This is a genomic window from Micromonospora aridisoli (assembly GCF_056150025.1).
Genome location: NZ_JAXCFK010000016.1, coordinates 62,109 through 84,637, shown reverse-complemented (window position 1 = coordinate 84,637; position 22,529 = coordinate 62,109). Strand labels below are relative to the sequence as shown.

23 protein-coding genes and 1 riboswitch are annotated in these 22,529 nt (G+C 72.3%); of the genes, 8 read left to right on the top strand and 15 right to left on the bottom strand.

The window, feature by feature from the left end; all coding sequences use genetic code 11:
• Nucleotides 1-132: 132 nt before the first annotated feature.
• Entirely contained in the window at nucleotides 133-744 is a 612-nt protein-coding gene (locus SM447_RS26595; RefSeq protein WP_474575607.1) for a hypothetical protein, read from the top strand.
• A 114-nt stretch (nucleotides 745-858) separates the two neighbouring features.
• On the opposite strand, the gene SM447_RS26590 is transcribed toward SM447_RS26595, so the two are convergent.
• From SM447_RS26590 to SM447_RS26565, 6 genes are all read right to left on the bottom strand, one after another.
• Nucleotides 859-2,868, bottom strand: coding sequence for an acyl-CoA dehydrogenase family protein (locus SM447_RS26590; protein WP_474575623.1), 2,010 nt, complete (start codon nucleotides 2,866-2,868; stop codon nucleotides 859-861).
• Nucleotides 2,869-2,983: 115 nt separating this feature from the next.
• On the bottom strand, nucleotides 2,984-3,484 hold the full coding sequence (locus SM447_RS26585; RefSeq protein ID WP_474575606.1) for a DUF6328 family protein: 501 nt from the start codon (nucleotides 3,482-3,484) through the stop codon (nucleotides 2,984-2,986).
• A gap of 79 nt (nucleotides 3,485-3,563) precedes the next feature.
• The gene (locus tag SM447_RS26580) at nucleotides 3,564-4,313 is read right to left on the bottom strand and encodes a sugar isomerase domain-containing protein (protein ID WP_474575605.1); all 750 of its coding nucleotides are present in this window, start codon (nucleotides 4,311-4,313) and stop codon (nucleotides 3,564-3,566) included.
• A gap of 17 nt (nucleotides 4,314-4,330) precedes the next feature.
• Nucleotides 4,331-5,161 carry an alpha/beta fold hydrolase gene (locus SM447_RS26575; protein ID WP_474575604.1) on the bottom strand — a complete coding sequence of 277 codons (831 nt, stop codon included), beginning with the start codon at nucleotides 5,159-5,161 and terminating at the stop codon, nucleotides 4,331-4,333.
• Nucleotides 5,162-5,196: 35 nt separating this feature from the next.
• Nucleotides 5,197-6,045, bottom strand: a complete 849-nt coding sequence (locus SM447_RS26570) for a TIGR03943 family putative permease subunit (protein ID WP_474575603.1) — start codon at nucleotides 6,043-6,045, stop codon at nucleotides 5,197-5,199.
• Nucleotides 6,042-7,118, bottom strand: coding sequence for a permease (locus SM447_RS26565; protein ID WP_474575602.1), 1,077 nt, complete (start codon nucleotides 7,116-7,118; stop codon nucleotides 6,042-6,044). The genes SM447_RS26570 and SM447_RS26565 overlap by 4 nt, the downstream gene beginning before the upstream one ends.
• Nucleotides 7,119-7,318: 200 nt before the next feature.
• A riboswitch (TPP riboswitch) is annotated at nucleotides 7,319-7,424 on the top strand.
• A 72-nt stretch (nucleotides 7,425-7,496) separates the two neighbouring features.
• Here SM447_RS26565 and SM447_RS26560 point away from each other — a divergent pair.
• The 5 genes from SM447_RS26560 (at nucleotide 7,497) to SM447_RS26540 (ending at nucleotide 12,814) form a co-directional block, all read left to right on the top strand.
• On the top strand, nucleotides 7,497-8,087 hold the full coding sequence (locus SM447_RS26560; protein WP_474575601.1) for an ECF transporter S component: 591 nt from the start codon (nucleotides 7,497-7,499) through the stop codon (nucleotides 8,085-8,087).
• 98 nt (nucleotides 8,088-8,185) lie between these two features.
• Entirely contained in the window at nucleotides 8,186-9,619 is a 1,434-nt protein-coding gene (locus SM447_RS26555; protein WP_474575600.1) for an ABC transporter ATP-binding protein, read from the top strand.
• On the top strand, nucleotides 9,616-10,416 hold the full coding sequence (locus SM447_RS26550) for an energy-coupling factor transporter transmembrane component T family protein (protein ID WP_474575599.1): 801 nt from the start codon (nucleotides 9,616-9,618) through the stop codon (nucleotides 10,414-10,416). Before SM447_RS26555 ends, SM447_RS26550 begins: the two co-directional genes overlap by 4 nt.
• 191 nt (nucleotides 10,417-10,607) lie before the next feature.
• Nucleotides 10,608-12,311 carry a PHP domain-containing protein gene (locus SM447_RS26545; protein ID WP_474575598.1) on the top strand — a complete coding sequence of 568 codons (1,704 nt, stop codon included), beginning with the start codon at nucleotides 10,608-10,610 and terminating at the stop codon, nucleotides 12,309-12,311.
• Nucleotides 12,272-12,814 (top strand): hypothetical protein, encoded by a 543-nt coding sequence (locus SM447_RS26540; protein ID WP_474575597.1) that lies wholly within the window; start codon nucleotides 12,272-12,274, stop codon nucleotides 12,812-12,814. The genes SM447_RS26545 and SM447_RS26540 overlap by 40 nt, the downstream gene beginning before the upstream one ends.
• Nucleotides 12,815-12,914: 100 nt before the next feature.
• Here the strand turns inward: SM447_RS26540 and SM447_RS26535 are convergent, their stop codons facing one another.
• A complete protein-coding gene (locus SM447_RS26535; protein ID WP_474575596.1) occupies nucleotides 12,915-13,142 on the bottom strand; it encodes a hypothetical protein in 228 nt (75 codons plus the stop codon).
• Between the two features lie 399 nt (nucleotides 13,143-13,541).
• Here SM447_RS26535 and gndA point away from each other — a divergent pair, with 399 nt between their 5' ends.
• Nucleotides 13,542-14,987 carry an NADP-dependent phosphogluconate dehydrogenase gene (gene gndA, locus SM447_RS26530; RefSeq protein ID WP_474575595.1) on the top strand — a complete coding sequence of 482 codons (1,446 nt, stop codon included), beginning with the start codon at nucleotides 13,542-13,544 and terminating at the stop codon, nucleotides 14,985-14,987.
• Between the two features lie 94 nt (nucleotides 14,988-15,081).
• Here gndA and SM447_RS26525 read toward each other — a convergent pair whose 3' ends face one another.
• The 3 genes from SM447_RS26525 to recO all read right to left on the bottom strand — a co-directional run bounded on the left by SM447_RS26525 (nucleotide 15,082) and on the right by recO (nucleotide 17,029).
• Nucleotides 15,082-15,267: a hypothetical protein gene (locus SM447_RS26525; RefSeq protein WP_474575594.1), complete on the bottom strand. Its 186-nt coding sequence runs from the start codon at nucleotides 15,265-15,267 to the stop codon at nucleotides 15,082-15,084.
• A 65-nt stretch (nucleotides 15,268-15,332) separates the two neighbouring features.
• Nucleotides 15,333-16,109, bottom strand: coding sequence for an isoprenyl transferase (locus SM447_RS26520; protein WP_474575622.1), 777 nt, complete (start codon nucleotides 16,107-16,109; stop codon nucleotides 15,333-15,335).
• 32 nt (nucleotides 16,110-16,141) lie between these two features.
• Entirely contained in the window at nucleotides 16,142-17,029 is an 888-nt protein-coding gene (gene recO / locus SM447_RS26515) for a DNA repair protein RecO (protein WP_474575593.1), read from the bottom strand.
• Nucleotides 17,030-17,155: 126 nt separating this feature from the next.
• On the opposite strand from recO, the gene SM447_RS26510 reads away from it, so the two are divergent.
• Nucleotides 17,156-18,022 carry a DUF4097 family beta strand repeat-containing protein gene (locus SM447_RS26510; protein ID WP_474575592.1) on the top strand — a complete coding sequence of 289 codons (867 nt, stop codon included), beginning with the start codon at nucleotides 17,156-17,158 and terminating at the stop codon, nucleotides 18,020-18,022.
• Here SM447_RS26510 and SM447_RS26505 read toward each other — a convergent pair.
• The 5 genes from SM447_RS26505 to ybeY all read right to left on the bottom strand — a co-directional run bounded on the left by SM447_RS26505 (nucleotide 18,009) and on the right by ybeY (nucleotide 22,519).
• Nucleotides 18,009-19,238, bottom strand: coding sequence for an acyltransferase family protein (locus SM447_RS26505; protein ID WP_474575591.1), 1,230 nt, complete (start codon nucleotides 19,236-19,238; stop codon nucleotides 18,009-18,011). The genes SM447_RS26510 and SM447_RS26505 overlap by 14 nt on opposite strands.
• A gap of 171 nt (nucleotides 19,239-19,409) precedes the next feature.
• Nucleotides 19,410-20,297 carry a GTPase Era gene (era, locus tag SM447_RS26500; protein WP_474575590.1) on the bottom strand — a complete coding sequence of 296 codons (888 nt, stop codon included), beginning with the start codon at nucleotides 20,295-20,297 and terminating at the stop codon, nucleotides 19,410-19,412.
• Nucleotides 20,294-20,671 (bottom strand): cytidine deaminase, encoded by a 378-nt coding sequence (locus SM447_RS26495; RefSeq protein WP_474575589.1) that lies wholly within the window; start codon nucleotides 20,669-20,671, stop codon nucleotides 20,294-20,296. The genes era and SM447_RS26495 overlap by 4 nt, the downstream gene beginning before the upstream one ends.
• Entirely contained in the window at nucleotides 20,664-22,046 is a 1,383-nt protein-coding gene (locus tag SM447_RS26490) for a hemolysin family protein (protein WP_474575588.1), read from the bottom strand. The genes SM447_RS26495 and SM447_RS26490 overlap by 8 nt, the downstream gene beginning before the upstream one ends.
• Nucleotides 22,046-22,519 (bottom strand): rRNA maturation RNase YbeY, encoded by a 474-nt coding sequence (gene ybeY, locus SM447_RS26485; protein ID WP_474575587.1) that lies wholly within the window; start codon nucleotides 22,517-22,519, stop codon nucleotides 22,046-22,048. The genes SM447_RS26490 and ybeY overlap by 1 nt, the downstream gene beginning before the upstream one ends.
• Nucleotides 22,520-22,529: the final 10 nt, after the last annotated feature.

Here is a 22,529-nt window from a genome sequence, read left to right as displayed (position 1 = left end):
GATCTTGCACTTTTCGTCGGGGCGAAGGCCGCGAGGCAGGGCACAGCGGCGACCGAATGTGCATGATCGGCGGTGCGCGGGTGCGCCGAGGTCGGGATGACCGACGGGTCGGGGCGTGGCAGGCTGTCCGGCGTGAAGATCTACGCTGATCGTTTTCCCACCGCGCTACGACAGCTGCTCACCGATCTGTTCGTCATCGCCTTTGTGTACGGGGCGATCCGGGGTGCGCTGTGGCTGCACGACCTGGTACAGAAGCTGGCCGTACCCGGCCAGAAGCTGGAGGGTGCGGGCGGCGGACTGGCCGACAACCTCGCCGAGGCCGGCGGCAAGGTCGGTCGGGTGCCGTTGGTCGGCGACGAGCTGACCGCCCCCTTCGAGCGCGCCGCCGGGGCCGCCAGATCACTTGCCGAGGCGGGACGCGACCAGCAGGAACTGGTCGACCAGTTGGCCCTCGCCCTGGCCGTCGGACTGCTGATCGTGCCGCTCGGGCTGGTGTTGTTCGGTTGGCTGCCGCTGCGGGTGCGCTGGATGCGCCGGGCCGGTTCGGCGGCGACGCTGGCCGCCGCGCCCGCCGGCCGGGACCTGCTGGCCCTGCGGGCCCTGGCCGGCCAGCCACTGCGCAGGCTCACCCGGATCGCCCCTGACGTGGCCGAGGCCTGGCGTCGTGGCGACGAGGCGACCGTGGACGCCCTCGCCGCCCTGGAACTGCGCCGCCTCGGCCTCCGCGACCCCCACCACCCCTGACCCACCCCACCTCAACCCTTCGATCATGAAGTTGTTGTCGCCGACATCGGCGTGGCGCGGCAACAACTTCATGATCGACCGGGCGGGCGGGGACCGGTGGCTGCTACGCCGGGGTCAGGTGGGTGGGGGTGGGGGTGGGGGGCGGCGGCGGGCGTCGGGGGTGACGGTGGAGGGACCGGGGGTCCAGGGGGCGACCCAGGGCAGGTCGGCGGGTGGGGTGATGACGCCGTCTTCGAGCGCGGCGTAGCGGCCGGCGAGGATCCGCTTGGCGGCCGTCACGTCGATCGAGTCGGTGTTCTCCCACAGGGCGGTGAACAACGCCTCGACCCGGACCCGGGCCTGACGGCAGAACAGGTCGGCCAGTTCGAGATTCTCCGGCCTGGTGTCGCGCTCGGCGTGGGCGCGTACGCAGACCGCGCTCATCGCGAACAGCTCCGCGCCGATGTCCACCACCCGGCCGAGGAAGGCCTGCTTGCGCTCCATCCGGCCCTGCCAACGGGACATCGCGTAGAAGGTGGACCGGGCCAGCTTCCGGCTGGCGCGCTCCACGTGACGCAGGTGCCCGGCGAGCGGGCCGAACTCGCCGTACCCCGTGGGTTGTTGCCCCTTGCCGACGGCGAGGGTCGGCAGCCAGCGGGCGTAGAACGCGCCCGCCCGGGCACCGGCCTTCGCCTTGCGGGCCAGCCCGGCGTCGGGGTCGATGATGTCCCCCGCCACCGACAGGTGCGCGTCCACCGCCTCGCGGGCGATGAGCAGATGCATGATCTCGGTCGAGCCCTCGAAGATCCGGTTGATCCGCAGGTCGCGGAGCAGCTGCTCGACCGCGGCGGGACGTTCACCCCGGGCGGCGAGCGAGTCGGCCGTCTCGTACCCCCGGCCGCCGCGGATCTGAACCAGTTCGTCGGCGATCCGCCACGCCATCTCGCTAGCGTAGAGCTTCACCAGCGCCGCCTCGATCCGGATGTCGTTGCGGTCGTCGTCGGCGAGCAGGCAGCAGAGGTCGAGCATGGTCTCCATGCCGTACGTGGTCGCGGCGATGAAGGAGAGCTTCTGGGCGACCGCCTCGTGTTCGCCCACCGCCCGGCCCCACTGGACCCGCTCCGCCGACCACTCCCGGGCCACGTTCAGCGCCCACTTGCCGGCACCGACACACATCGCCGGCAGCGACAGCCGGCCCGTGGTCAGCGTGCTCAGGGCGATGCGCAACCCCCTGCCCTCGCCGCCGATGACGTTCTCTTTCGGTACGAAGACGTCGTGGAAGCGGGTGAGGCTGTTCTCCAGCCCGCGCAGGCCCACGAAGGCGTTGCGCCGCTCGACCGTGATGCCCTCGGCGTCACCGTCGACCACGAAGGCGGTGATGCCACCGCGACGCCCTTCGGCCTTCGGCACCCGGGCCATCACCACGAGCTGGGTGGCCACGGTGCCGTTGGTGGCCCACAACTTGACGCCGTTGATCCGGTAGCCGGTGCCGTCGGGCGTCGGTTCGGCGGTGGTCGCCAGACGGGCCGGGTCGGAGCCCACGTCCGGCTCGGTGAGCAGGAACGCGGAGACCTCGCCGGCGGCCAGCCGGGGCAGGAAGCGGCGCTTCTGCTCTTCGCTGCCGAACATCTTCAACGGCTGCGGTACGCCGATCGACTGGTGCGCCGACAACAGCGCACCGATGGCCGGGCTGATTGAGCCGGCCAGCATCAACGCCCGGCAGTAGTGCAGGTTGCTGAGTCCCAACCCGCCGTACTCCCGACCGATCTTCATCCCGAAGGCGCCCAACCGGGCCAGACCCTGGAAGACCTCGTCAGGGATCCGTGCGTCGCGTTCGATCGCCGCACCGTCCACCTCGGAGGCGACGTAGTCGCGGAGCCGGCCGAGAAACTCCTCGGCACGGGCCTGTTCCTCGGGATCGGGTCGCGGCCAGGGATCGATCAGGTCGAGCCGCAGCCGGCCCAGGAAGAGCTCCTTGCCGAAGCTGGGCCGGTCCCAGGTGGTCTGCCGGGCCGCCTCGGCGACCTGACGTGCCTCCTTCTCGGACACCTGGCCCACCGCGTCGGGCGCGGACGCCCGGCTTGCTGCCTCCGGCGACGGGCCGGCGCTACGGCTGTCGGTGGCTGACGGACGGTTCTCGGCGATGGCCACGGCAAACCCCCCGGGCTGGATCCGGACAGTCGGACTGTTCCGCCTGTTCAGCAGGCTACCCGCGTTTGTTACCCAAAGGTAGTGACGGTTATCCGCAGTAGCCGTCGGCTCAGTCCTGGGCCAGGCCGCTGGGGTCCTCGTCGTCGTCGATGTCGTCCTCACCCCAGTTGCGGCGGGCGAACGGCAGGATCATCCAGAAGGTCAGGAACCACAGGCCGGTGACCGCGCTGAGCAGGAAGGCGATCGGTCGGGCGAGCACGAAGTCGGTGATCAGCAGCACCGAACTCACCATCGCGATCAGCATGAAGGCGAGACCGGCGCTGGCCATCCGGTGGGCGAAGCGCACCAGTTCCGGCTTGCGTCCCTGCCGGAACAGCGCCCGGTGGAAGGCCACCGGCGAGATGATCATCGCGGTGGCTCCGGCTGCCGCCAGCAACGCGACGATGTAGACGTCCCGTTGGAACGGGGTGGTCTCGCCGAAGCCGGCGCTGAACGGCAGGGTCAGCAGAAAGGCGAAGAGGATCTGCACGCCGGTCTGCGCGACCCGCAACTCCTGCAGCAGGTCGGCGAAGTTGCGCTGCCACCGCTGCCTCTCGGTTTCCTTCGACACCGCCGACCTCCGGGGACTCCCGCCGGCTCTCGCCGACGCGGCAACGCTGATGCCCCACCGGGCACGACCCGAAACCCGCTCAGGAGCCTCGGCGGATCCGGCCGGCGTACCGGGCCTCCAGGGCGTCGTTGTGCGCGTCGCCGCCCGCGATGTTGGCCGACAGGTAGACCGGTGGACGCTGGCCCGTGGCGAGCAGCCGGGCCACCACCTCCACCACGATCTGCTGGGCCAGCAGCGCGGCGGTGATGGAGGAGACCGCGCCGACGGCACCGCCATCGGGCAGCGGCAGCGTGGCGTCGCCGTACGGGGCACCGTTGTCCAGCACCACGTCGGCGAAGTCGGCGAGCTTGCGTCCGGAGGGATGCCGCGACTCCATCCGGGCCGAGTGCCGGGCGGAGGTGATCGCCACCAGCCCGTGACCGCGCCGCCGCACCAGAGCCGCGAACTCCACCATCGCGCCGTTCACCCCCGAGTTCGAGGCGAGCACGAAGACGTCGGACGCGCCGATCGGGGCCAGGTCGTACAGCCGGTGGGCCACGGCCGGATCACGTTCCAGCTTCGGCCCCAGCACGTCGGCCGGCTCACCGCCGTGCAGCACCAGGTCACGCAGGGCGATCCGGTTGGTGGGTACCAGCCCGCCGGCCCGCCCGGCGATCTCCATCGCCAGCGCCTCGGAATGACCGGTGCCGAAGGCGTGCACCACACCGTCGGACCGGATCGCCTCGGCGATCAGATCCGCCGCCCGGGCCACCTGTTCCCGTTGGCCGTGCGCCACCCGGTTCATCGTCTCGATGACCGTGGCCAGGTACTCCTCGGCACTGGGTGCCATGCTCCCCCTCCGCCCGCTCAAACCGCCGGCCGGACCCGGGCGAGGATCGCCTCCGCCAGCGGCGTCGGCGCCTCGTCCGGAATCCAGTGGCTGATCCCGGGCAACTCGACGAACCGGTAGTCGCCGGTGACGTGGGCGGCACACGCCTGCGCGGCGGTGCGTCCGATGGCGATGTCGCCGTCGCTCCAGACGAAGGTGGTGGGCACACCAACCGGGCCGGTCGCCGCCAGATCCGCACGGGACATCGCCCGGTACCAGTTGAGCGCCGCGGTCAACGCGCCGGGCTCGCGCATCGGATCGGCGTACGCGGCCACCCGGGCGGCGTCGCCGACACCGCGCAGCAGCCGCCGCAGCCCACCGGCGTTCAGGGCCAGCAGCGTCTTCTCGGCCACCACCGGCTGCCGGAACAGCAGCATGTACGCCGAGCGCGCCTTCTGCTGTGGATCCCTGGCCAACGCCTCGGCCATGGCGGCCGGATGTGGCACGGAGACCGCTGTCAGGGTCCGCACCCGGTCCGGATGGGTGGCGGCCAGCGCCCAGCCGACCACCGCACCCCAGTCGTGCCCGACCAGGTGCGCGGCGGGCGCGCCGAGGGCGTCCAGCACGGCCGCCGCGTCGGCGACCAGCTCACCCAGCCGGTACGCCTCGACGTGCGTGGGCCGGGCCTGCGGCGAGTAGCCCCGCTGGTTCAGCGCGTAGGTGCGCAGACCCGCCGCGTGCAGGGCCGGCAGCACGCCGTCCCACTCGCCCGAGTGCTGCGGGAACCCGTGCAGCAGCAGCACCGCTTCGCCCTGCTCCGGACCACCGACGGCGACGTCGAACCGCAGACCTCGGGCCTCGATGCGCATGCCGGCAGCCTAGCGCGGATGTCGACGCCCTCGACCTAGTCGTACGGGCGTTTGGGCACGGGCACCTGCCGCCAGGACTCGACCTCGACGTAGGGGATCTCGGCGTCGTTGACCGGATCCCGGCCGAGCCGGTCGCTGTAGCGGCCGGTCACCTCCACCCAGCTGTCGTCCGGGAGCCCGGCCGGTACGTCGCCGGTCAAGCCGAGCTTGACCGGACGGCCGTCGGCGGCGCAGCAGGACAGCACCATGCGGGCCAGGATCGGCTGACCGTCCGGTCCGTTGGCGATGAAGCCGGTGAGCTGCACCCGCCGATCCCCGATCGAGGCACCCCGGTCGAACAGCGCCCGGGAGGCGTAGTCCAGGACGCTGACCTGCACCGGGTCGCCGTCGGGCAGCGGCGGGTAGTCCGACTGCTGCTGGCTGCTCAACGCCGTGCCGGCCTGACCCGCCGCGTACGACCCGAGGGCCGGCGGGGCGACCAGCAGCAGGCCGAGCACGGGCAGGATGAGCAACCACCCGACCCGCGGCTCGTGGTGGGCGTGCCCGTGCCCGTCGTGCTCGTCGTGTCCGGCGCCGGACCCGCCGACCAGGACCCCGCCGTCGCCGCGCTCGGCCGCGCTGACGTCGCCGTGCCCGGGACCGTTGTCGTCGCCTCGTTCGGCGGCGTCGCCTGGTCCGCCGGCCGGTGCCAGCGCGCGGGGGGCGGCCGGGCGCAGTTCGTACCAGAGCGTCATGATCGCGGCGGCCACCAGCAGCAGACCGGCGGCGATCAGGAAGGGACGCAGCCCTTCCTTGACGTAGCGCAGGTAGAGGTCGGTGACGCTGGCCCGGATCACCGCGCCGCCGAGCAGTAGCAGGACCACCGCCTGCGCCTGCCGGTTCACAGCAGCACCGCCCCGGCACCGACCGCGACCAGCAGGGCCACCGCGAAGGTGGTCGGCGCGAACCGGAAGGCGAACCGGCGGCCGAACACGCCGGCCTGCATCGAGATCAGCTTGAGATCGACCATCGGCCCCACCACCAGGAAGACCAGTCGGGACGTGAGGGAGAACTGCGACAGCGAGGCTGCGACGAAGGCGTCGGCCTCGGAGCAGAGCGAGAGCAGCACGGCCAGCAGCGCCAGCGCCAGGATCGACAGCCACGCGTTGTCGGCGAGGGTCTGCAACCACCGCTCCGGCACCAGCACGTTGATGCTGGCGGCGGCCATCGCGCCGAGCACCAGGAAGCCCCCGGCGTGTGTGACGTCGTGGCGGACCGCCGCCCAGAAGGCCCGGCCTCGGGAGGCGTCGTCCAGTTCCGGCCGGCGCGGCATCCTGATCCACTCGGTACGGCCGAGCCGCAACCACAGCCAGCCCATGATCATGGCGACGATCAGGCTCGCGACGCCCCGGGCGACGACCATCTCGGGATTGTTGGGGAAGGCGACCGCGGTGGCGGTGAGCACGATCGGATTGACCGCCGGGGCGGCCAGCAGGAACGCCAGCGCGGCGGCGGGCGTGACGCCCCGCCGGATCAGTGACCCGGCGATCGGCACCGACCCGCACTCGCAGCCCGGCAGCACCACTCCGGCGGCGCTGGCCGCCGGCACCGCCAGCGCCGGATGCCGGGGCAACGCCTTTGCCCAGAACGAGCGGGGTACGAAGACCGCGATCACCGCGGAGAGCAGCACTCCGAATACCAGGAACGGCACCGCCTGCACCATGATCGAGACGAAGACGGTGGTCCAGGTCTGCAGGCGGGGATCGTCCAGGGCCGCGGCGAGCGGCTCCCGGAAGATGATCAAAAGAATCAGCAGCCCCGCCAGGACCTCCACGGAGCCGATCCGGTCGCCGAGCCAGCGCCGGGGCGGCTCGCCACCGGCGGGTTCGGGCGGGCGGCTCTCGGTGTCGACGCCTCCGCCCGAGGACGTGCCGCGCGGTTCGCCGGCCGGCACGGCCCGGTCAGTGTCTGTGGTCACCCGTCGTCCTTCGGCCCGTGGCGGATCGGCGGCCTGAGATTACCGTCCGGCGCAGGGTGACGTCGATGGATGTCACAGAATTGCCCGGACCGCGGACTCCCCCGCCACCACCGACCACCCGATACGAAGACCCGTCGTGACCTGCGAAGATCACATTGCCGGTGGATCTTCAGTGGTGTTAGCGTCGGCGGGACAGACAACACCTCCGACAGGGGAGCGCACAGCGCTGAGAGTGCGGGTCCGCCCGCAGACCCTCCGTACCTGATCTGGGTAATGCCAGCGCAGGGAGTTCGGTCCACCTCCAGCCCGCCGCCGTTCGGCGTCGCCGGACGGGGCGTGCGTCTTGCCTGGTTCGCAACTGGACTGGGAGCGATCATCATGAAGACCACCGACAGCAGCCGCTGGCGCACCATCGACATCGTGGTGGCCTCGGTCATCGCCGTCGCCTTCGGCGTCATCTTCTGGGCCTGGGGCGTGGTGTGGAGCGCCACCGACGGCGCCTTCAGCTTCTTCCCGCCGGCACAGACGCTCATCTACGGCGTCTGGCTGGTACCGGCCGTCCTCGGCGGCCTGGTCATCCGCAAGCCCGGCGCCGCGCTGTACTGCGAGCTGCTGGCGGCGATCATCTCGGCCCTGCTGGGCAGCCAGTGGGGCAGCATCGTTTTGCTCCAGGGCCTGATGCAGGGTGTCGGTGCCGAGCTGGCCTTCGCCGCCTTCCGCTACCGCTCGTACCGGCTGCCGATCGCCCTGCTGGCCGGTGCGCTGACCGGTCTGAGCGCCGCCGTCTTCGACTTCGTCTACTGGAACGCCGGACGCGACATCGCCACCTACCGCCTCCCCTACGCACTGCTCACCATCGTCAGCGCCACGGTGATCGCCGGCGCCGGCGCGTACGCCCTGACCCGCGCCCTGGCCCGCACCGGCGTCCTCGACCGCTTCCCCGCCGGCCGCGACCGCCCCCTCGTCTGACACCCCCGAATGATCGCGTTGATCATGAGGTTGACGGCGCTCTCGATCTCCAGAACAACCGTCAACCTCATGATCAACGAAGGGAAGGAGAGGCACGGATGGGGGTGAGGCTGCGGGGGTTCGGGTGGCGGCACGCCGGGCGGCGTGCGTGGGCGCTACGCGGGGTGGATCTGCGGGTGGAGCGCGGCGAGCGGGTGCTGCTGCTCGGGCCGTCCGGGGCCGGCAAGAGCACCCTGCTGGCGGCCCTGGCCGGGCTGCTGCCCGAGGACTCCGGCGAGCACGAGGGCAGGATCGAGATCGACGGCCGGTCGGCCGCCGAGTCACGGGACCGGGTCGGCATCGTCTTCCAGGACCCGCAGTCCCAGCTCGTCATGGCCCGCAGCGGTGACGACGTGGCGTTCGGGCTGGAGAACCGGGGGGTGGCGGCCGACCGGATCTGGCCGCGGGTGGACGAGGCGCTGCACCGGGTCGGCTTCCCGTACCACCGGGACCGGCCCACCGCGGCACTCTCCGGTGGCGAACAGCAGCGCCTCGCCCTGGCCGGTGTGCTGGCGCTGCGTCCCGGCCTGCTGCTGCTCGACGAGCCCACCGCCAACCTCGACCCGGTGGGCGCCGCGCTCATTCGGGCGGCGCTCGCCCGGGCGGTGGACGCCGACACCACGCTGATCCTGGTCGAGCACCGCGTGGCGGAGGCGCTGCCCCTGGTCGACCGGGTCGTGGTGCTCGAACCCGGCGGCGGCGTCCGCGCCGACGGCCCACCCGAGGCGGTCTTCGCCACCCACGGCGACGCACTCGCCGCCGAAGGGGTCTGGGTACCCGGTCGGGAGATCCCGCCACGCCGGGCCGCCGGCCCGGCCGGCGAGGTGCTGCTCACCGCCGAGCGGCTCGGCCACCCGCCCCGGCTGGCCGCCACCGACCTGACGGTACGCGCCGGCGAGGCGCTCGCCGTGCTCGGACCGAACGGCGCCGGGAAGTCCACCCTGGCGCTGCTGCTCGGTGGGCTGCTCAAGCCGGGCAGCGGGCGGCTGGCGGCGAGCCCGGAGCTGGCCGGCGACGACGCGCACACCGCGCCACACCGCTGGCGGGCACCCGCGCTTGCCGGCCGGATCGGCTCGGTGTTCCAGAACCCTGAGCACCAGTTCGTCACCGACACGGTCTTCGACGAACTGGCTCTGGGGCCGAGGCGGACCGGGACGTCCGAGTCCGCGGTACGCGACCGGGTGACGGAGCTGTTGAGCCGACTTCGGCTGAGCCGGCTCGCCGCCGCCAACCCGTACACCCTCTCCGGAGGCGAGGCCCGACGGCTGAGCGTGGCGACCGCCCTGGCCACCGCGCCCCGCCTGCTGATCTGTGACGAACCCACCTTCGGCCAGGACCGACGCACCTGGCACGAACTGGTGGACCTCCTCGCCGGGTTGCGCGACGCCGGCCATGGCCTGGTCACGGTCACCCACGACGCCGAGTTCGTGGCCGCGCTGGCCGACCGCACGCTGGCGCTCGACCCGCCGACCGCCGGACCGGAGCCGCGATGATCACCCTGGCACCGGTCGCCCGGCCGGACGCACCGCTGGCCCGGCGCAATCCGGTGGCCAAGCTGGCGGCGGCGATGCTGTTCGCGTTCCCGCTGATGGCCACGCTGGACCCGGTCGCGCCGGCCATCGCGATCGCGGTGGAACTGGCGGTGCTGCCGCTGTTCGGGGTGCACCCCCGACTACTGGTCCGCCGGGCCTGGCCGCTGCTGGCCGCCGCCGGCGGCATCCTGGTCACGCTGGTGCTCTTCGCGGCCGACCGGTCGGGACGCGTACTGCTCGACGCGGGGCCGGTCGTGGTGACCTCGGGCGTGCTGACCACCGCGCTCGGCCTGGTGCTGCGGCTGTTCGCGGTGGCCCTGCCCGGAGTCATCGTCTTCGCCACCACCGACCCGACCGACCTGGCCGACGCACTGGTCCAGAACGCGAAGGCACCCGCCCGCTTCGCCATCGGCGCGTTGGCGGCGTTCCGGCTGGTGCCCCTGCTCGGCCAGGAGTGGCAGATGATCACCATGGCCCGACGGGCCCGCGGGGTCGAGGCGGGGCGCAGCCCGGTGGCCCGCCTGCGGCTGTTCGTCTCGACGGCGTTCACCCTGCTGGTCGGGGCGATCCGGCGGGGCACCCGGCTCGCCGTGGCGATGGACGCCCGGGGCTTCGACAGCGAAGTGCCGCGCACCTTCGCGCGGCGGCAACACTTCCGCGTGGCCGACTGGCTGCTCGTGGTCGGCGCGACGGCGACGGCCGGGGCCGCGCTGGCCGTCAGCGTGGCGCTCGGCACCTTCCGCCCACTGATCGGCTGACGAGCCGCGCCCGCGCGGCGTGGCGGCGTGGCGCGGCAGCGCGGAGGTGTGGCGCGTCGGTGCCGGGCGATCGAGGGCCACACATGGTCGGAGGCGCATGTTCGCATGTTCGCCGTCAAGGTGACACGCGGCGTTCCCCCGACCCGACCAGATTGGCCTGCGACGACTCCTCGATCGAACCGGAGCAGCAGATGGGCCACGGCCACGCGCACCACCACGATCACGACACCGCCACCGGCGCCGACGTACCCGCCGCACTCGATCTGTCCATCCCGGACGCCGAGCTGCCACCGGCCGATCTGAGCCGGCGCGGTTTCCTACGCAACGCCGGCCTGCTCGGTGCCGGTGCGGCCACCACCGTGCTGGCCACCGGCACACCGGCGGTGGCCGGCGGCCACGACCACGGTCAGGGACCCGGCGGCGACCACGGCAGAACCGGCGGGTTCCGCTGGCTCGCCGGCGACCACCACATCCACACCCAGTACAGCTCCGACGCCATGTACCGGGTCATCGACCAGGCCCGCCACGCCCGGGCGTACGGCCTGGACTGGATGGTCGTCACCGACCACGGCAGCGCGACGCACGCGAAGATCGGCGTGGAGAAGGTCAACCCGGACATCGTCGCCGCCCGTTCCCGGCTCAAGGACCTGCTGATCTACCAGGGCCTGGAGTGGAACATCCCGGCGGCCGAGCACGCCACGGTCTTCGTCCACCCGGGCCGCGACGAGGTGGCGGTGCTCAAGGAGTTCGAGAACTCGTTCGACGGCAGCGTCCGCAACGCCGGCGACAGCACCCCGGCCAACGAGGCGCTGGCCATCGCCGGCATCAAGTTCCTCGGCGAGGCGGTCCGCAAGCGCCGCGTGGAGGGCGCGCTCTTCCTGGCCAACCACCCGGCCCGTCGGGGGATCGACTCCCCGCACGAGATCCGGGCCTGGCGCGACGCCGACCCGAGCGTCGCCATCGGCATGGAGGGTGCCCCGGGTCACCAGGCCGCCGGTCTGCCGCGAGGCGGCGGCGGCCGGGCCCGCGGCTACTACGACAACAACCCGTCGGCCAACTCCTTCCCCGGCTACCCGCTGGAGAGCTACCGCACCTGGGGCGGGTACGACTGGATGACCGCGACGGTCGGCGGGCTCTGGGACAGCCTGCTCGCCGAGGGTCGGGCCTGGTGGATCAGCGCGAACTCCGACTCGCACGTCAACTACCTGGACACCTCGCAGCGGGGGCCGGGCAGCGACTTCAACCTCAACGGCAGGTACAACGACCCGGTCTACGGGCCGTTGATCACCGACGCCGGTGACTACTGGCCGGGGCAGTACAGCCGCACCCACGTCGGGGCGAGCAGCTTCAGCTACCGGGCGGTGATGGACGGCCTGCGCGCCGGCCGGGTCTGGGTCGACCACGGCGGCCTGATCAAGGGACTGGATGTGCGCGCCCGCGTCGCCGGTGATCGGCGGCCCGGTTCCGGCACGCCGCTCGGCGGGGTGCTGCGGGTCAGGCGCGGCACCTCCGTCGAGGTGACCATCGACGTCGACCTGGCCGACATCCCGAACTGGTCGCAGTTCGTGCCGGAACTCGCCCGGCTCGACGTGATCGCCGGCCGGGTGACCGGCCCGGTCGCCGACCAGGACACCTTCACCGCCCCCGACACCCGGGTGGTGAAGTCCTTCGAGGTCACCAGGAAGACCGGCCGGGTCTCGTTCAGCTACTCCTTCGGCCGGGTGGACCAGCCGTTCTACCTGCGGGTCCGGGGTACCGACGGCAAGCGCAGCCAACCCGGTCTGATGGGCGCGGCGGTCGACCCGTACGGCCCCGCGCTGGATGTCGCCGGGGCCGCCGACCCGTGGGAGGACCTGTGGTTCTACGCGAACCCGATCTGGGTGCTGCCGCAGTGATCGTCGGCCTCAGCCTGGGCCACCGCACCCTGCGCGAGGCCGATCACTGGCTCGACGACCAGGTGGCCACGCTCGGGCCGGACGTGGTCGCCTGCACCCATCTGGTCTCCGGGCCGTATCCGCACGTGGCGCTCAGTGTGGCCGGGTCCGCCCCGGAGCGGCTCGCGGAGCTGGCGGTCACCCCGCCGGAGCTGCGGTCCGCGGCGGCCCGGGCAGCCGGCGAGCACGCCGCCCGGCGGTCCGGCCGGGCGGTGCGCTATCCGGGTGCGGACCGGATGGTCGGCGTCCTCACCGTCGGCGAACTGCTCGCCGCCGGTGCCATCGAGCGGGTGGTGGCCTTGGGTGCAGCGCCGGTCAGCCCGGAGACGCCGGTGCACACCGGAGACTTCGTCCGGCCACAGTGGCAGGCCGGCGAGCTGGTCCTGGTCACCGTGCCGCACCACGCGGGTGGCCTCACCCCGTTCGAGGTGCCCGACCCGACGCCCTGCTGCGCCGATCACTGAACGCTGTTGATCCTCCGACCGTGGCGCCTGGCACCGGCGCGACGCGGGAGGGCGGGGGCCGGGTGCGGGTACCGACGCCGCACCCGGCCCCCGCGGACCGTCAGCTACGCCGGAAGGCGTAGCGGCGGACCTGGCCGGTCCGCTGACCGCGTCCGACGCCGCAGATGCCGGCGGCCGGCGGACCGGCCTTCGGTGCGGTCGGCCGGACGGCCGGCAGGCTGGGCGCCGGCATGATCGCGACGTCGTCCAGGTTCGCCGGTGTGACGGCGGCGAGTTCGGCCGAATTACGGTCGGGACGGGACTTCCGGGAGCTGCGCTTGGCGGGCATCTGTGCCTCCTCGCTCGGCCGGCGACCGGCGGACGGTCGGTCGACCGCGTCGTGAGGACCGCCTCCAGGGCGGTCGGGGACGGATGGGCTGCTGCCCCGGGACCGGCCACGGAGGACGCCACCGCCGACGGCGGGTGGACAGACGCGGACGCCCGGGAGCACTCGGGCCGCGGCACGACGGCGGCGGACCCGGCTCGGGAAAGGGGCGTCAGTAGCGCATGCCCGCACGTTACCTCCCCGGCCAACGTGGGCGCAGCCGAATTTCGCCACCGGTCCGCGCCGCCTCGACATGCGCTACGCGACCACCTGATGACCAGCGGTGGGGGGACGAGGCGCGACGATCCGGGACCGCGATACCGTCGCAGCACTACAGGTAGACGGCGGAAGGTGGCGACGAGGATGGCGGATCGGGCTACGGCGCAGATCGGTGTGACCGGGCTGGCGGTGATGGGGCGCAACCTGGCCCGGAACCTGGCTCGCAACGGGTTCACCGTGGCGTTGCACAACCGCTCGCCGGAGCGGACCCGGTCGCTGGTGGCGGAGCACGGCGACGAGGGCACCTTCGTCCCGACGGAGTCCCTGGCGGACTTCGTCGCCGCGCTCGAACGCCCCCGCGCGGTGATCATCATGGTCAAGGCGGGCGGGCCCACCGACGCCGTGATCGACGAGTTGGTGCCGCTGCTGGAAGAGGGCGACATCATCATCGACTGCGGCAACGCGCACTTCGCCGACACCCGTCGCCGAGAGGAGGCGCTGCGCGCACAGGGGCTGCACTTCGTCGGCACCGGTGTCTCCGGTGGCGAGGAGGGCGCGCTGTGGGGGCCGAGCATCATGCCGGGCGGCTCCGCCGAGTCGTACCGCAAGCTCGGGCCGATCTTCGAGAAGATCGCCGCGCAGGTCGAGGGCGTGCCCTGCTGCCAGCACGTCGGGCCGGACGGTGCCGGGCACTTCGTCAAGATGGTCCACAACGGCATCGAGTACGCGGACATGCAGCTCATCGCCGAGGCGTACGACCTGTTGCGGGCCGGGCTGGGCGCGGAGCCGGCGGAGATCGCGCAGATCTTCCGGGAGTGGAACTCTGGTGAGCTGGAGTCCTTCCTGATCGAGATCACCGCCGATGTGCTGGCGCACACCGACGCCAGCACCGGGCGGGCGTTCGTGGACGTGGTGCAGGACCGGGCCGAGCAGAAGGGCACCGGCCGGTGGACCGTCCAGATCGCTCTCGACCTCGGCATTCCGATCACCGGCATCGCCGAGGCCACCTTCGCCCGGTCGCTGTCCGGGCATGTCGGTCAGCGCGAGGCCGCACTGCGGGCCTTCCCGGAGGCCGGCGAGAAGTGGCAGGTCAGCGACCGCGAGGCCTTCATCGAGGACGTACGCCGGGCGTTGCTGGCCTCGAAGATCGTCGCGTATGCCCAGGGCTTCGACCAGATCCGCGCCGGCAGCGCCGAGTACGACTGGGGCATCGACCTGGGCGGCACGGCGACGATCTGGCGTGGCGGCTGCATCATCCGAGCCCGTTTCCTGGACCGCATCAAGCAGGCGTACGACGAGCAGCCGGAGCTGCCCACCCTGCTGGTGGCGCCGTGGTTCGCCGACACGGTACGCGACGGCGTGCCCAGCTGGCGGCGGGTGGTGGCCGAGGCGGCCCGGGCGGGCGTGCCGGCCCCGGCGTTCGCCTCGTCGCTGGCCTACTTCGACGCGCTGCGGGCGGAGCGGCTGCCGGCCGCACTGATCCAGGGCCTGCGCGACAACTTCGGTGCCCACACCTACCGCCGGGTCGACCGGGACGGTTCGTTCCACACGCTCTGGGCCACCCCCGACCGCGCCGAGGTCGAGGCCTGAGCCACCCGCCGAGGGTCAGGGTCGGCTTAGCACGAACTGCGGCATCTCGCGGTGTCCCAGCTGTCGGATACCGCGAGATGCCGCAGTTCAGGGGTCAGAAGAAGCGGCGGCGCTTGGCCTGCCGCGGGCGGATCAGGTCGGCGCCCTGGTTGAGCAGGCGGGTGACCCGGTTGGGGCCACGCCGGGACTCCAACGTGTGGCTCAGCTTCCGGGCTCCGGCGGCGGCGACCGGCACCGCGATGGCCATCACCGCCCACTGCCCGATGCGCTTGCGGATCATATGGGTTCACCTCCGTCAGTGGCTGCTGCCAGCGGTGATACCCAGCGTGGCCGCTCGTTAAGCGCTCAGGTGGTCGGTGCCACCGGGTTGGGCAGCGCGCCACCGAACCGGCGGTCGCGTTGGGCGTACAGCTCGCAGGCGTACCACAGGTGACGGCGGTCGAAGTCGGGCCAGAGCGTGTCCAGGAAGATCAGCTCGGCGTAGGCACTCTGCCAGAGCAGGAAGTTCGAGGTCCGCTGCTCGCCGGAGGGCCGCAGGAACAGATCCACCTCGGGCACCTCGGGGTGGTAGAGGTACTTCCCGACCGTCTTCTCGGTCACCTTGGCCGGGTCGAGCCGGCCGGCGGCCACGTCCCGGGCGATCGCGGCGGCGGCGTCGGCGATCTCCGCCTGCCCGCCGTAGTTCACGCAGAACTGGAGGGTCAGCGTCGAGTTGCCCCGGGACATCTCCTCGGCGGTCTGCAACTCGGTGATGACGCTCTTCCACAGCCGCCCGGCCCGACCCGACCAGACCACCCGCACCCCGAGGTCGACCAGCTGGTCCCGGCGGCGGCGGATGACGTCCCGGTTGAAGCCCATCAGGAACCGCACCTCATCCGGCGAACGCCGCCAGTTCTCCGTCGAGAAGGCGTACGCCGACAGGTAGGGGATGCCCATCTCGATAGCGCCCTCGACGGTGTCGAAGAGGGAGAACTCCCCCGCCTCGTGGCCCTTGGTGCGGGGCAGGCCGCGCTCCTTGGCCCACCGGCCGTTGCCGTCCATCACCACGGCGACGTGACGGGGAACCGCCCCTGGCGGCAGCGCCGGCGGTCGGGCTCCCGACGGGTGTGGTGTCGGCGGCACCGGCTGGCGCCGGTCGGCCCTGGACGATCGGATCACTCGGTTCTCTCCCTGCTCACATCCGGTGACGCCCGGTCGGGCGGCGGCGCTGCACCGGCCGCAGCCGCGGTGCCCGCGTCCCCGGCCGGCCGGATCGCGGCGGGCGCCGTCGGCGCGCCACCGCCGCGGTCGACCAGCGGCAGCGAGCGTAGCGCGCGTTCCAGATGCCACTGCAGGTGCGCCGCGACCAGGCCGCTGCATTCCCGGCGTACCCCGGTCTCGGTGGCGTCGGCGACCCGCCAGTCGCCGACGGTCAGCGCCGACATCAGGTCGATGGTGGCCGGGGCCGGGTGGGCGGCCCCGGGTGGCCGGCAGTCCGGGCAGACCGCGCCTCCGGCCGGTACGGAGAAGGCCCGGTGCCGGCCGGGGGTGCCGCAGACCGCGCAGGCGGTCAACGCCGGCGCCCAGCCCGCCAGGGCCATCCCACGCAGCAGGTACGCGTCGAGCACCAGCGTGGTGGCGTGCCCGCCCTCGGCGAGGGCGCGCAGCGCGCCCAGGGTGAGCTGGAACAGCCGCAGCGACGGCTCCCGCTCGACCGGGGTGAGCCGCTCGGCGGTCTCGGCGATCGCGCTCGCGGCCGTGTAGCGGGGATAGTCGCCGAGGAATCGCTTGCCGTAGAGGTCGATCCCCTCGACCTGGCTGACGGTGTGCAACGAACTGCCCTGCTCACCCTTGGGGTCACCGGCGAGTTGCAGGTCGACGTGGCCGAACGGCTCCAGCCGGGCACCGAACTTCGAGGTGGTCCGGCGGACCCCCCGGGCGACCGCGCGCAACCGACCGTGCCGCCGGGTGAGCAGGGTGATGATGCGATCCGATTCGCCGAGTTTCTGCACACGCAGCACCACCGCGTCGTCGCGGTAGAGCTGTCGGCGGTACCCGGCCATCGCGCCATTCTCCCCTCCGGCCGGACATCAGGTCCGACCCCGGGTCGGAATTCAGGGTCCGCTCGGGGTCGCCGTGCCGGCGAACCCGGATGCGCGCCCGGTGACGCCGGTCGTAGCGTGCTCGACATGGCTTCGCACCGGACCACCGCCGTCCCCCGGCCCACCGCCGCAGGCCCCCGGCCCACCGTCAGGCGACGGACCAGCGCGCCGCGAGGGACCACCGCCCGCCGGACCGGCACGGCGATCGCCGCGGCGGCCGCCCTCATCGTCCTGGTCGGGTGCGACAACCTGTCCTACCGGCGGCTGGACTTCGACACCACCGAGGCCGCCCGGATCACCGCGATCCGGGTGCTGCCGGGCTCCGGCGACGTGGTGGTCCGGGCCGACGGCGGCGTGGACGGGGTACGCGTCAAGCGCGTGGTGCGCTACCAGGACGGCCAGCCCGACGCGACGTACGAGATCAAGGAAACGGAACTGGTGCTGGACACCTCCTGCGGCCCCCGATGCAGCGTGTCCTACGAGGTGACCGCCGGCCCCGGGGTGAACGTCCGGGGCGAGACCGGCTCCGGGGACGTCGACCTCAGCCGCGTCGGCCAGGTGGACCTGAAGGTCGGCTCCGGCAACGTGCGGGTCGCCGCGGCGACCGGCGCGGTGCGGGTGGAAACCGGCTCGGGCGACATCGAGGTGTACGACGTCGCCAAACCCGTCGTGCTGCGGGCCTCCTCCGGAAACGTGACGGGAAGCCGGCTCGGCGGCGAGGTGGACGCGGAGACCAAGTCCGGCGACGTCACCCTCGATCTGGACAAGCCCGTCTCCGCGCGGGCACACGCGTCGAGCGGCAACGTCGAACTGACCGTGCCGAGCGGGGCGTACCAGGTCCGGCCGAGGGCCGACTCCGGCGAGATCGACCTGGGTGTGCCGGATGACCCGTCCGCCGCATCCGTGCTCGACCTGCGTACCGGCAGCGGCGACATCACCGTCACCTCGCGGTGACCCCGCCGCCCCGGCCACGCTGGCCCGGTACGGCGTCCTCCCGGCGTTCCACCGCCTCGCCGGCCGGCGCACCGGCGGAGCGACCGGCACCCACCGGGCCCTGACGTTTGCCGCCGTCCGGGGGTTCCGGTGCGCCGACCGGGGGCGGCCCGCCGTTCGGGTCGTGGTCGTCGCCGGCGCGGGACTCCGCGTGGCGGGCGGGTCGCGAGGCCGCCCGGCGGCCACCGGGGATCAGCTCGGGCGGACGCTGCGCCGCCACGTCCTCGACCCAGCCCACCATCGCGGTCACCAGGCCCACCAGCAGGAAGACCAGCACCACCCGGATCGCCAGGCCCAGCAGGTCCTGGTGTGACCAGCCGACCACGTCCACCAGCGGGGTGAGCGCGACCACGAACGCCATGTGCCACAGGTAGACCGTCAACGCCCGCCGGTTCAGCACGGTGACCGCCCGACCGAACAGCTCGTTGCGGTCCACCCAGGCCGCGGTCGACGGAGCCCGGCCGAGCGCGACCAGGATGAACGCCGCCGACCAGAGGGCGTTGCCGAGTGGGATGTCGTTGAGGTCGTAGCCCCGCGGACCCTGGTGGGTCAGGATCCACGCGCCGCCGAGCGTGGCGAGCACGAGCACGGTCGGCACCAGGACCCGGTTGGTCAGGCGGCGAAGCATCCCGGCCTGGTGGGCGAAGCCCAGCAGCCAGGCACCGAAGTAGAGGCCGAACTCGCGCAGGACCGCGGGCGGATTCGGATAGATGCCGACCTCGATGGCCAGCAGCAGGCAGTACGGGGCGAGCAGCGTGGGCAGCGGGAAACGCCGGAACAGCCAGAGCGCTATCGGTGAGGCGAGGACGAACCAGAGGTAGTCACGCAGATACCAGATCGGGCTCAGCGCCAACGCGCCCCAGTAGTTTGCCGGCGGGTCAGCCACCGGGAAGAGCCAGAGCAGCACCTTCGGGGTCAGCGGCAGCCCGGTGAGCAGCATCGCCGGCACGAAGATCGCGGCAACCACCCACAGCGACGGCAGCAACCGGCGCAGCCGTCGACCGACCGCCGTCGGCCCGGACCGCAGCAGGGACGCCGCCATCAGCGACCCGGCGAGCGCGAACATCACCGACATCGCCGGAAACAGCAGCGTCAGCGAAGCCCAGCCGGTGACGTGGTAGACGACGACCCGCACGATGGCCAGGAAGCGCAGCAGGTCCAGGTATCTGTTTCGCATCAGCCTGCATCTATGTCGGGGGGTATGGAGGCGCAGCGTCTCCTACCCTCCGGTGCGCGACACCGAAACGACCAGGAACCCACGACGATAGTGAAACTTCCCATATGCCTGACCGGTACCGATCAGCCAGCCGAGTGCCGATCGTCCCGGATCGCCGACCCGCCGACCGGTTCAGAAGCCGAGCTTGCGCAACTGCTTCGGATCGCGTTGCCAGTCCTTGGCCACCCGCACGTGCAGATCGAGGTAGACCTTCGTGCCCAGCAGCTCCTCGATCTGCCGCCGCGCGGTGGTACCGACCCCCTTGAGCCGAGCGCCCCGGTGCCCGATGACGATCGCCTTCTGACTGGGCCGCTCCACGTACACGTCGGCGTAGATCTTCGTCAGCCGCCCCTCGGGGATCATCTCCTCCACCACGACGGCGATGGAGTGCGGCAGCTCGTCCCGCACGCCCTCCAGCGCCGCCTCCCGGATCAGCTCCGCCACCAGCACCTGCTCCGGATCGTCGGTGAGCATGTCGTCCGGATAGAGCTGCGGCGACTCGGGGAGATAACGCGTCATCACCTCCACCAGGGTGTCCACCTGGTGCCCGGAGACCGCGCTGACCGGCACGACCTCCGCGAAGTCCCCCAGCTCGCTGACGGCGAGCAACTGCTCGGCCAGCCGCTTGCGATCGACCAGGTCGGTCTTGGTCACCACCGCCAACACGGTCGCCTTCAACTCGGCCAGTTCCCCGGTGATGAACCGGTCGCCCCGGCCGATCGGCTCGTCGGCCGGGATGCAGAGGCCGATCACGTCGACCTCGCTCCAGGTCTGCCGGACCAGGTCGTTGAGCCGCTCACCCAACAGGGTCCGGGGACGGTGCAGCCCGGGGGTGTCGACCAGCACCAGCTGCGACTCGGGCCGGTGCAGCACCGCCCGGATGACGTGCCGGGTCGTCTGCGGCTTGTTCGACGTGATCGCGATCTTCTGCCCGACGATGGCATTGGTCAGCGTGGACTTGCCGGCGTTGGGCCGCCCGACGAAACACGCGAATCCCGCCCGGTAGGCGCGCTCGGTCATTCGGTCACCGTGCCGATCACCGTGCCGTCCGGCGCGGCCACGTGCACCGGCGCGTCAGCGGCCAGGTCACGCACGGCCGCGTACCCGGCACCGTCCAACGTCGACGCCTCCGTCACCACCACCGCGGCCTCCAGCCGGGTGGCGCCCGCCGCGGCCGCCGAGGCAACCGCCAACTGGAGCGCGGTGACGGTCAGCGAGGGCAGCGAGACACTCGCCGCCGCGTAGGTCCGGCCGTCCTGGTCCCGGACCGCGGCTCCCTCCACGGCGCCCACCCGCCCTCGGGCACCCCGGGCGAGGATGACCAGCTTGCCGTCCTCGGCGCTCAGCTCGGAACCGGTGGACCCGGCGGCGGGTACGGCGGGTGACTCAGGCATCGGCGGACAGCCTCTCCTCGGATCGGTCGCTGTCGGTACGGGACGCCCTCGGCGTACCGCCCGGATCGTCCTTCGTGTCGGTGGGCTCCACCCGGCGCACCAGGACCGTGTCGATCCGGTTGCGACGACCGGTGGTGCCCTCGGCGACCAGCCGTAGACCGGCCACCTCGACCTGCGCGCCCGGGATCGGAACCCGCCCCAGGGACTGCGCGAGCAGACCACCCACGGTCTCCACCTCGTCGTGCGGCAGCTCGGTGTCGAACAGCTCACCGAGATCCTCCACCGGCAGCCGGGCGGTGACCCGCACCGCACCGTCCGGCAGCTGCTCGACCGGCGGGCGCTCGACGTCGTACTCGTCGGTGATCTCCCCGACGATCTCCTCGAGGATGTCCTCGATGGTGACCAGCCCGCCGGTACCGCCGTACTCATCCACCACGATCACCAGGTGGTTCCGGGCGGCCTGCATCTCCGAGAGCAGGTCGTCGACGGGCTTGGACTCCGGCACGAAGGTCGCCGGCCGCATCAGGTCGGCCACCGGCAGTCGGCGGTCCTCCGCGGCACCGCCCTGGGTACGCCGGACGAGGTCCTTGAGGTAGAGCACGCCGAGCACGTCGTCGACGCTCTCGCCGATCACGGGGATCCGGGAGAACCCGGAGCGCAGGAACAACGCGAGCGCCTGGGAGAGGTTCTTGCCCGACTCGATCCACACCATCTCGGTACGCGGCACCATGACCTCGCGGGCGATGGTGTCGCCCAGGGCGAAGACCGAATGGATCATCTGCCGCTCACCGTGTTCCACCACGCCCCGCTGCTCGGCGAGGTCGACCAGCTCACGCAGCTCGACCTGGGTGGCGAACGGACCTTCCCGGAAGCCCCGACCCGGGGTGACCGCGTTGCCGATCAGGATCAGCAGGGAGGCCAGCGGGTTGAGCACCCGACCCAGCCAGCGGACCAACGGGGCGGCCGACCGGCCGACCGCGTACGCGTGCTGCCGTCCGAGGGTACGCGGACCGACGCCGACCACGACGAAGCTGACCACGGTCATCGCCCCGGCGGTGACCAGCGCCGCCCGCCAACCGGCTCCGAAGGTGTCCACCGCGACCAGCGCCACCAGCGTGGTGGCGGTCAGCTCGGCGAGCAACCGGAGCAGCAGCAGGAGATTGAGGTGCCGGACCACGTCACCGGCGATCGCCTGGAGGGTGCGGGCTCCGCGGACCCCCTCGCGGGCCAGTTCGGCCGCCCGGGCCGGGGAGACCGCGGCCAGGGCGGCCTCGGTCATCGCGATCAGGCCGGCGAGCACCACCAACCCGGCGGCGACCACGAGCAGCTGCAGGTCGGGTAGGCCGGTGGAGGCCGCGGCCAGTGAGGAGTCCATCACCGGGAGCGGGCCGACCGCCAGCTCGCCAGCAGCCGGGCCTGGAGCCCGAACATCTCCCGCTCCTCCTCCGGCTCCGCGTGGTCGTACCCGAGCAGGTGCAGGACGCCGTGCACGGTGAGCAGGTGCAGCTCGTCAGCGGTGCTGTGCCCGGCGGTCGCAGCCTGCTTCGCCGCCACCTCGGGACAGAGCACGATGTCGCCGAGCAACGCCGGCTCACCGCCGGCGGCCGCGTTCTCACCCGGACCGTGGTCGACACTGCCCTCGTCCATCGGAAAGGCCAGCACGTCGGTCGGCCCGTCGCCGCCCATCCACCGGTGGTTCAGCTCGGTCATGTAGTCGACGTCCACCAGCAGCACGGAAAGCTCGGCGAGCGGGTTGACCCCCATCTCGTCGAGCGCGTGGCGGGCGACGGCGAGCACGGCGTCGGTGTCGACCTCGACACCGGACTCGTTGGCGATCTCGATGGACAACTGTCTTCCC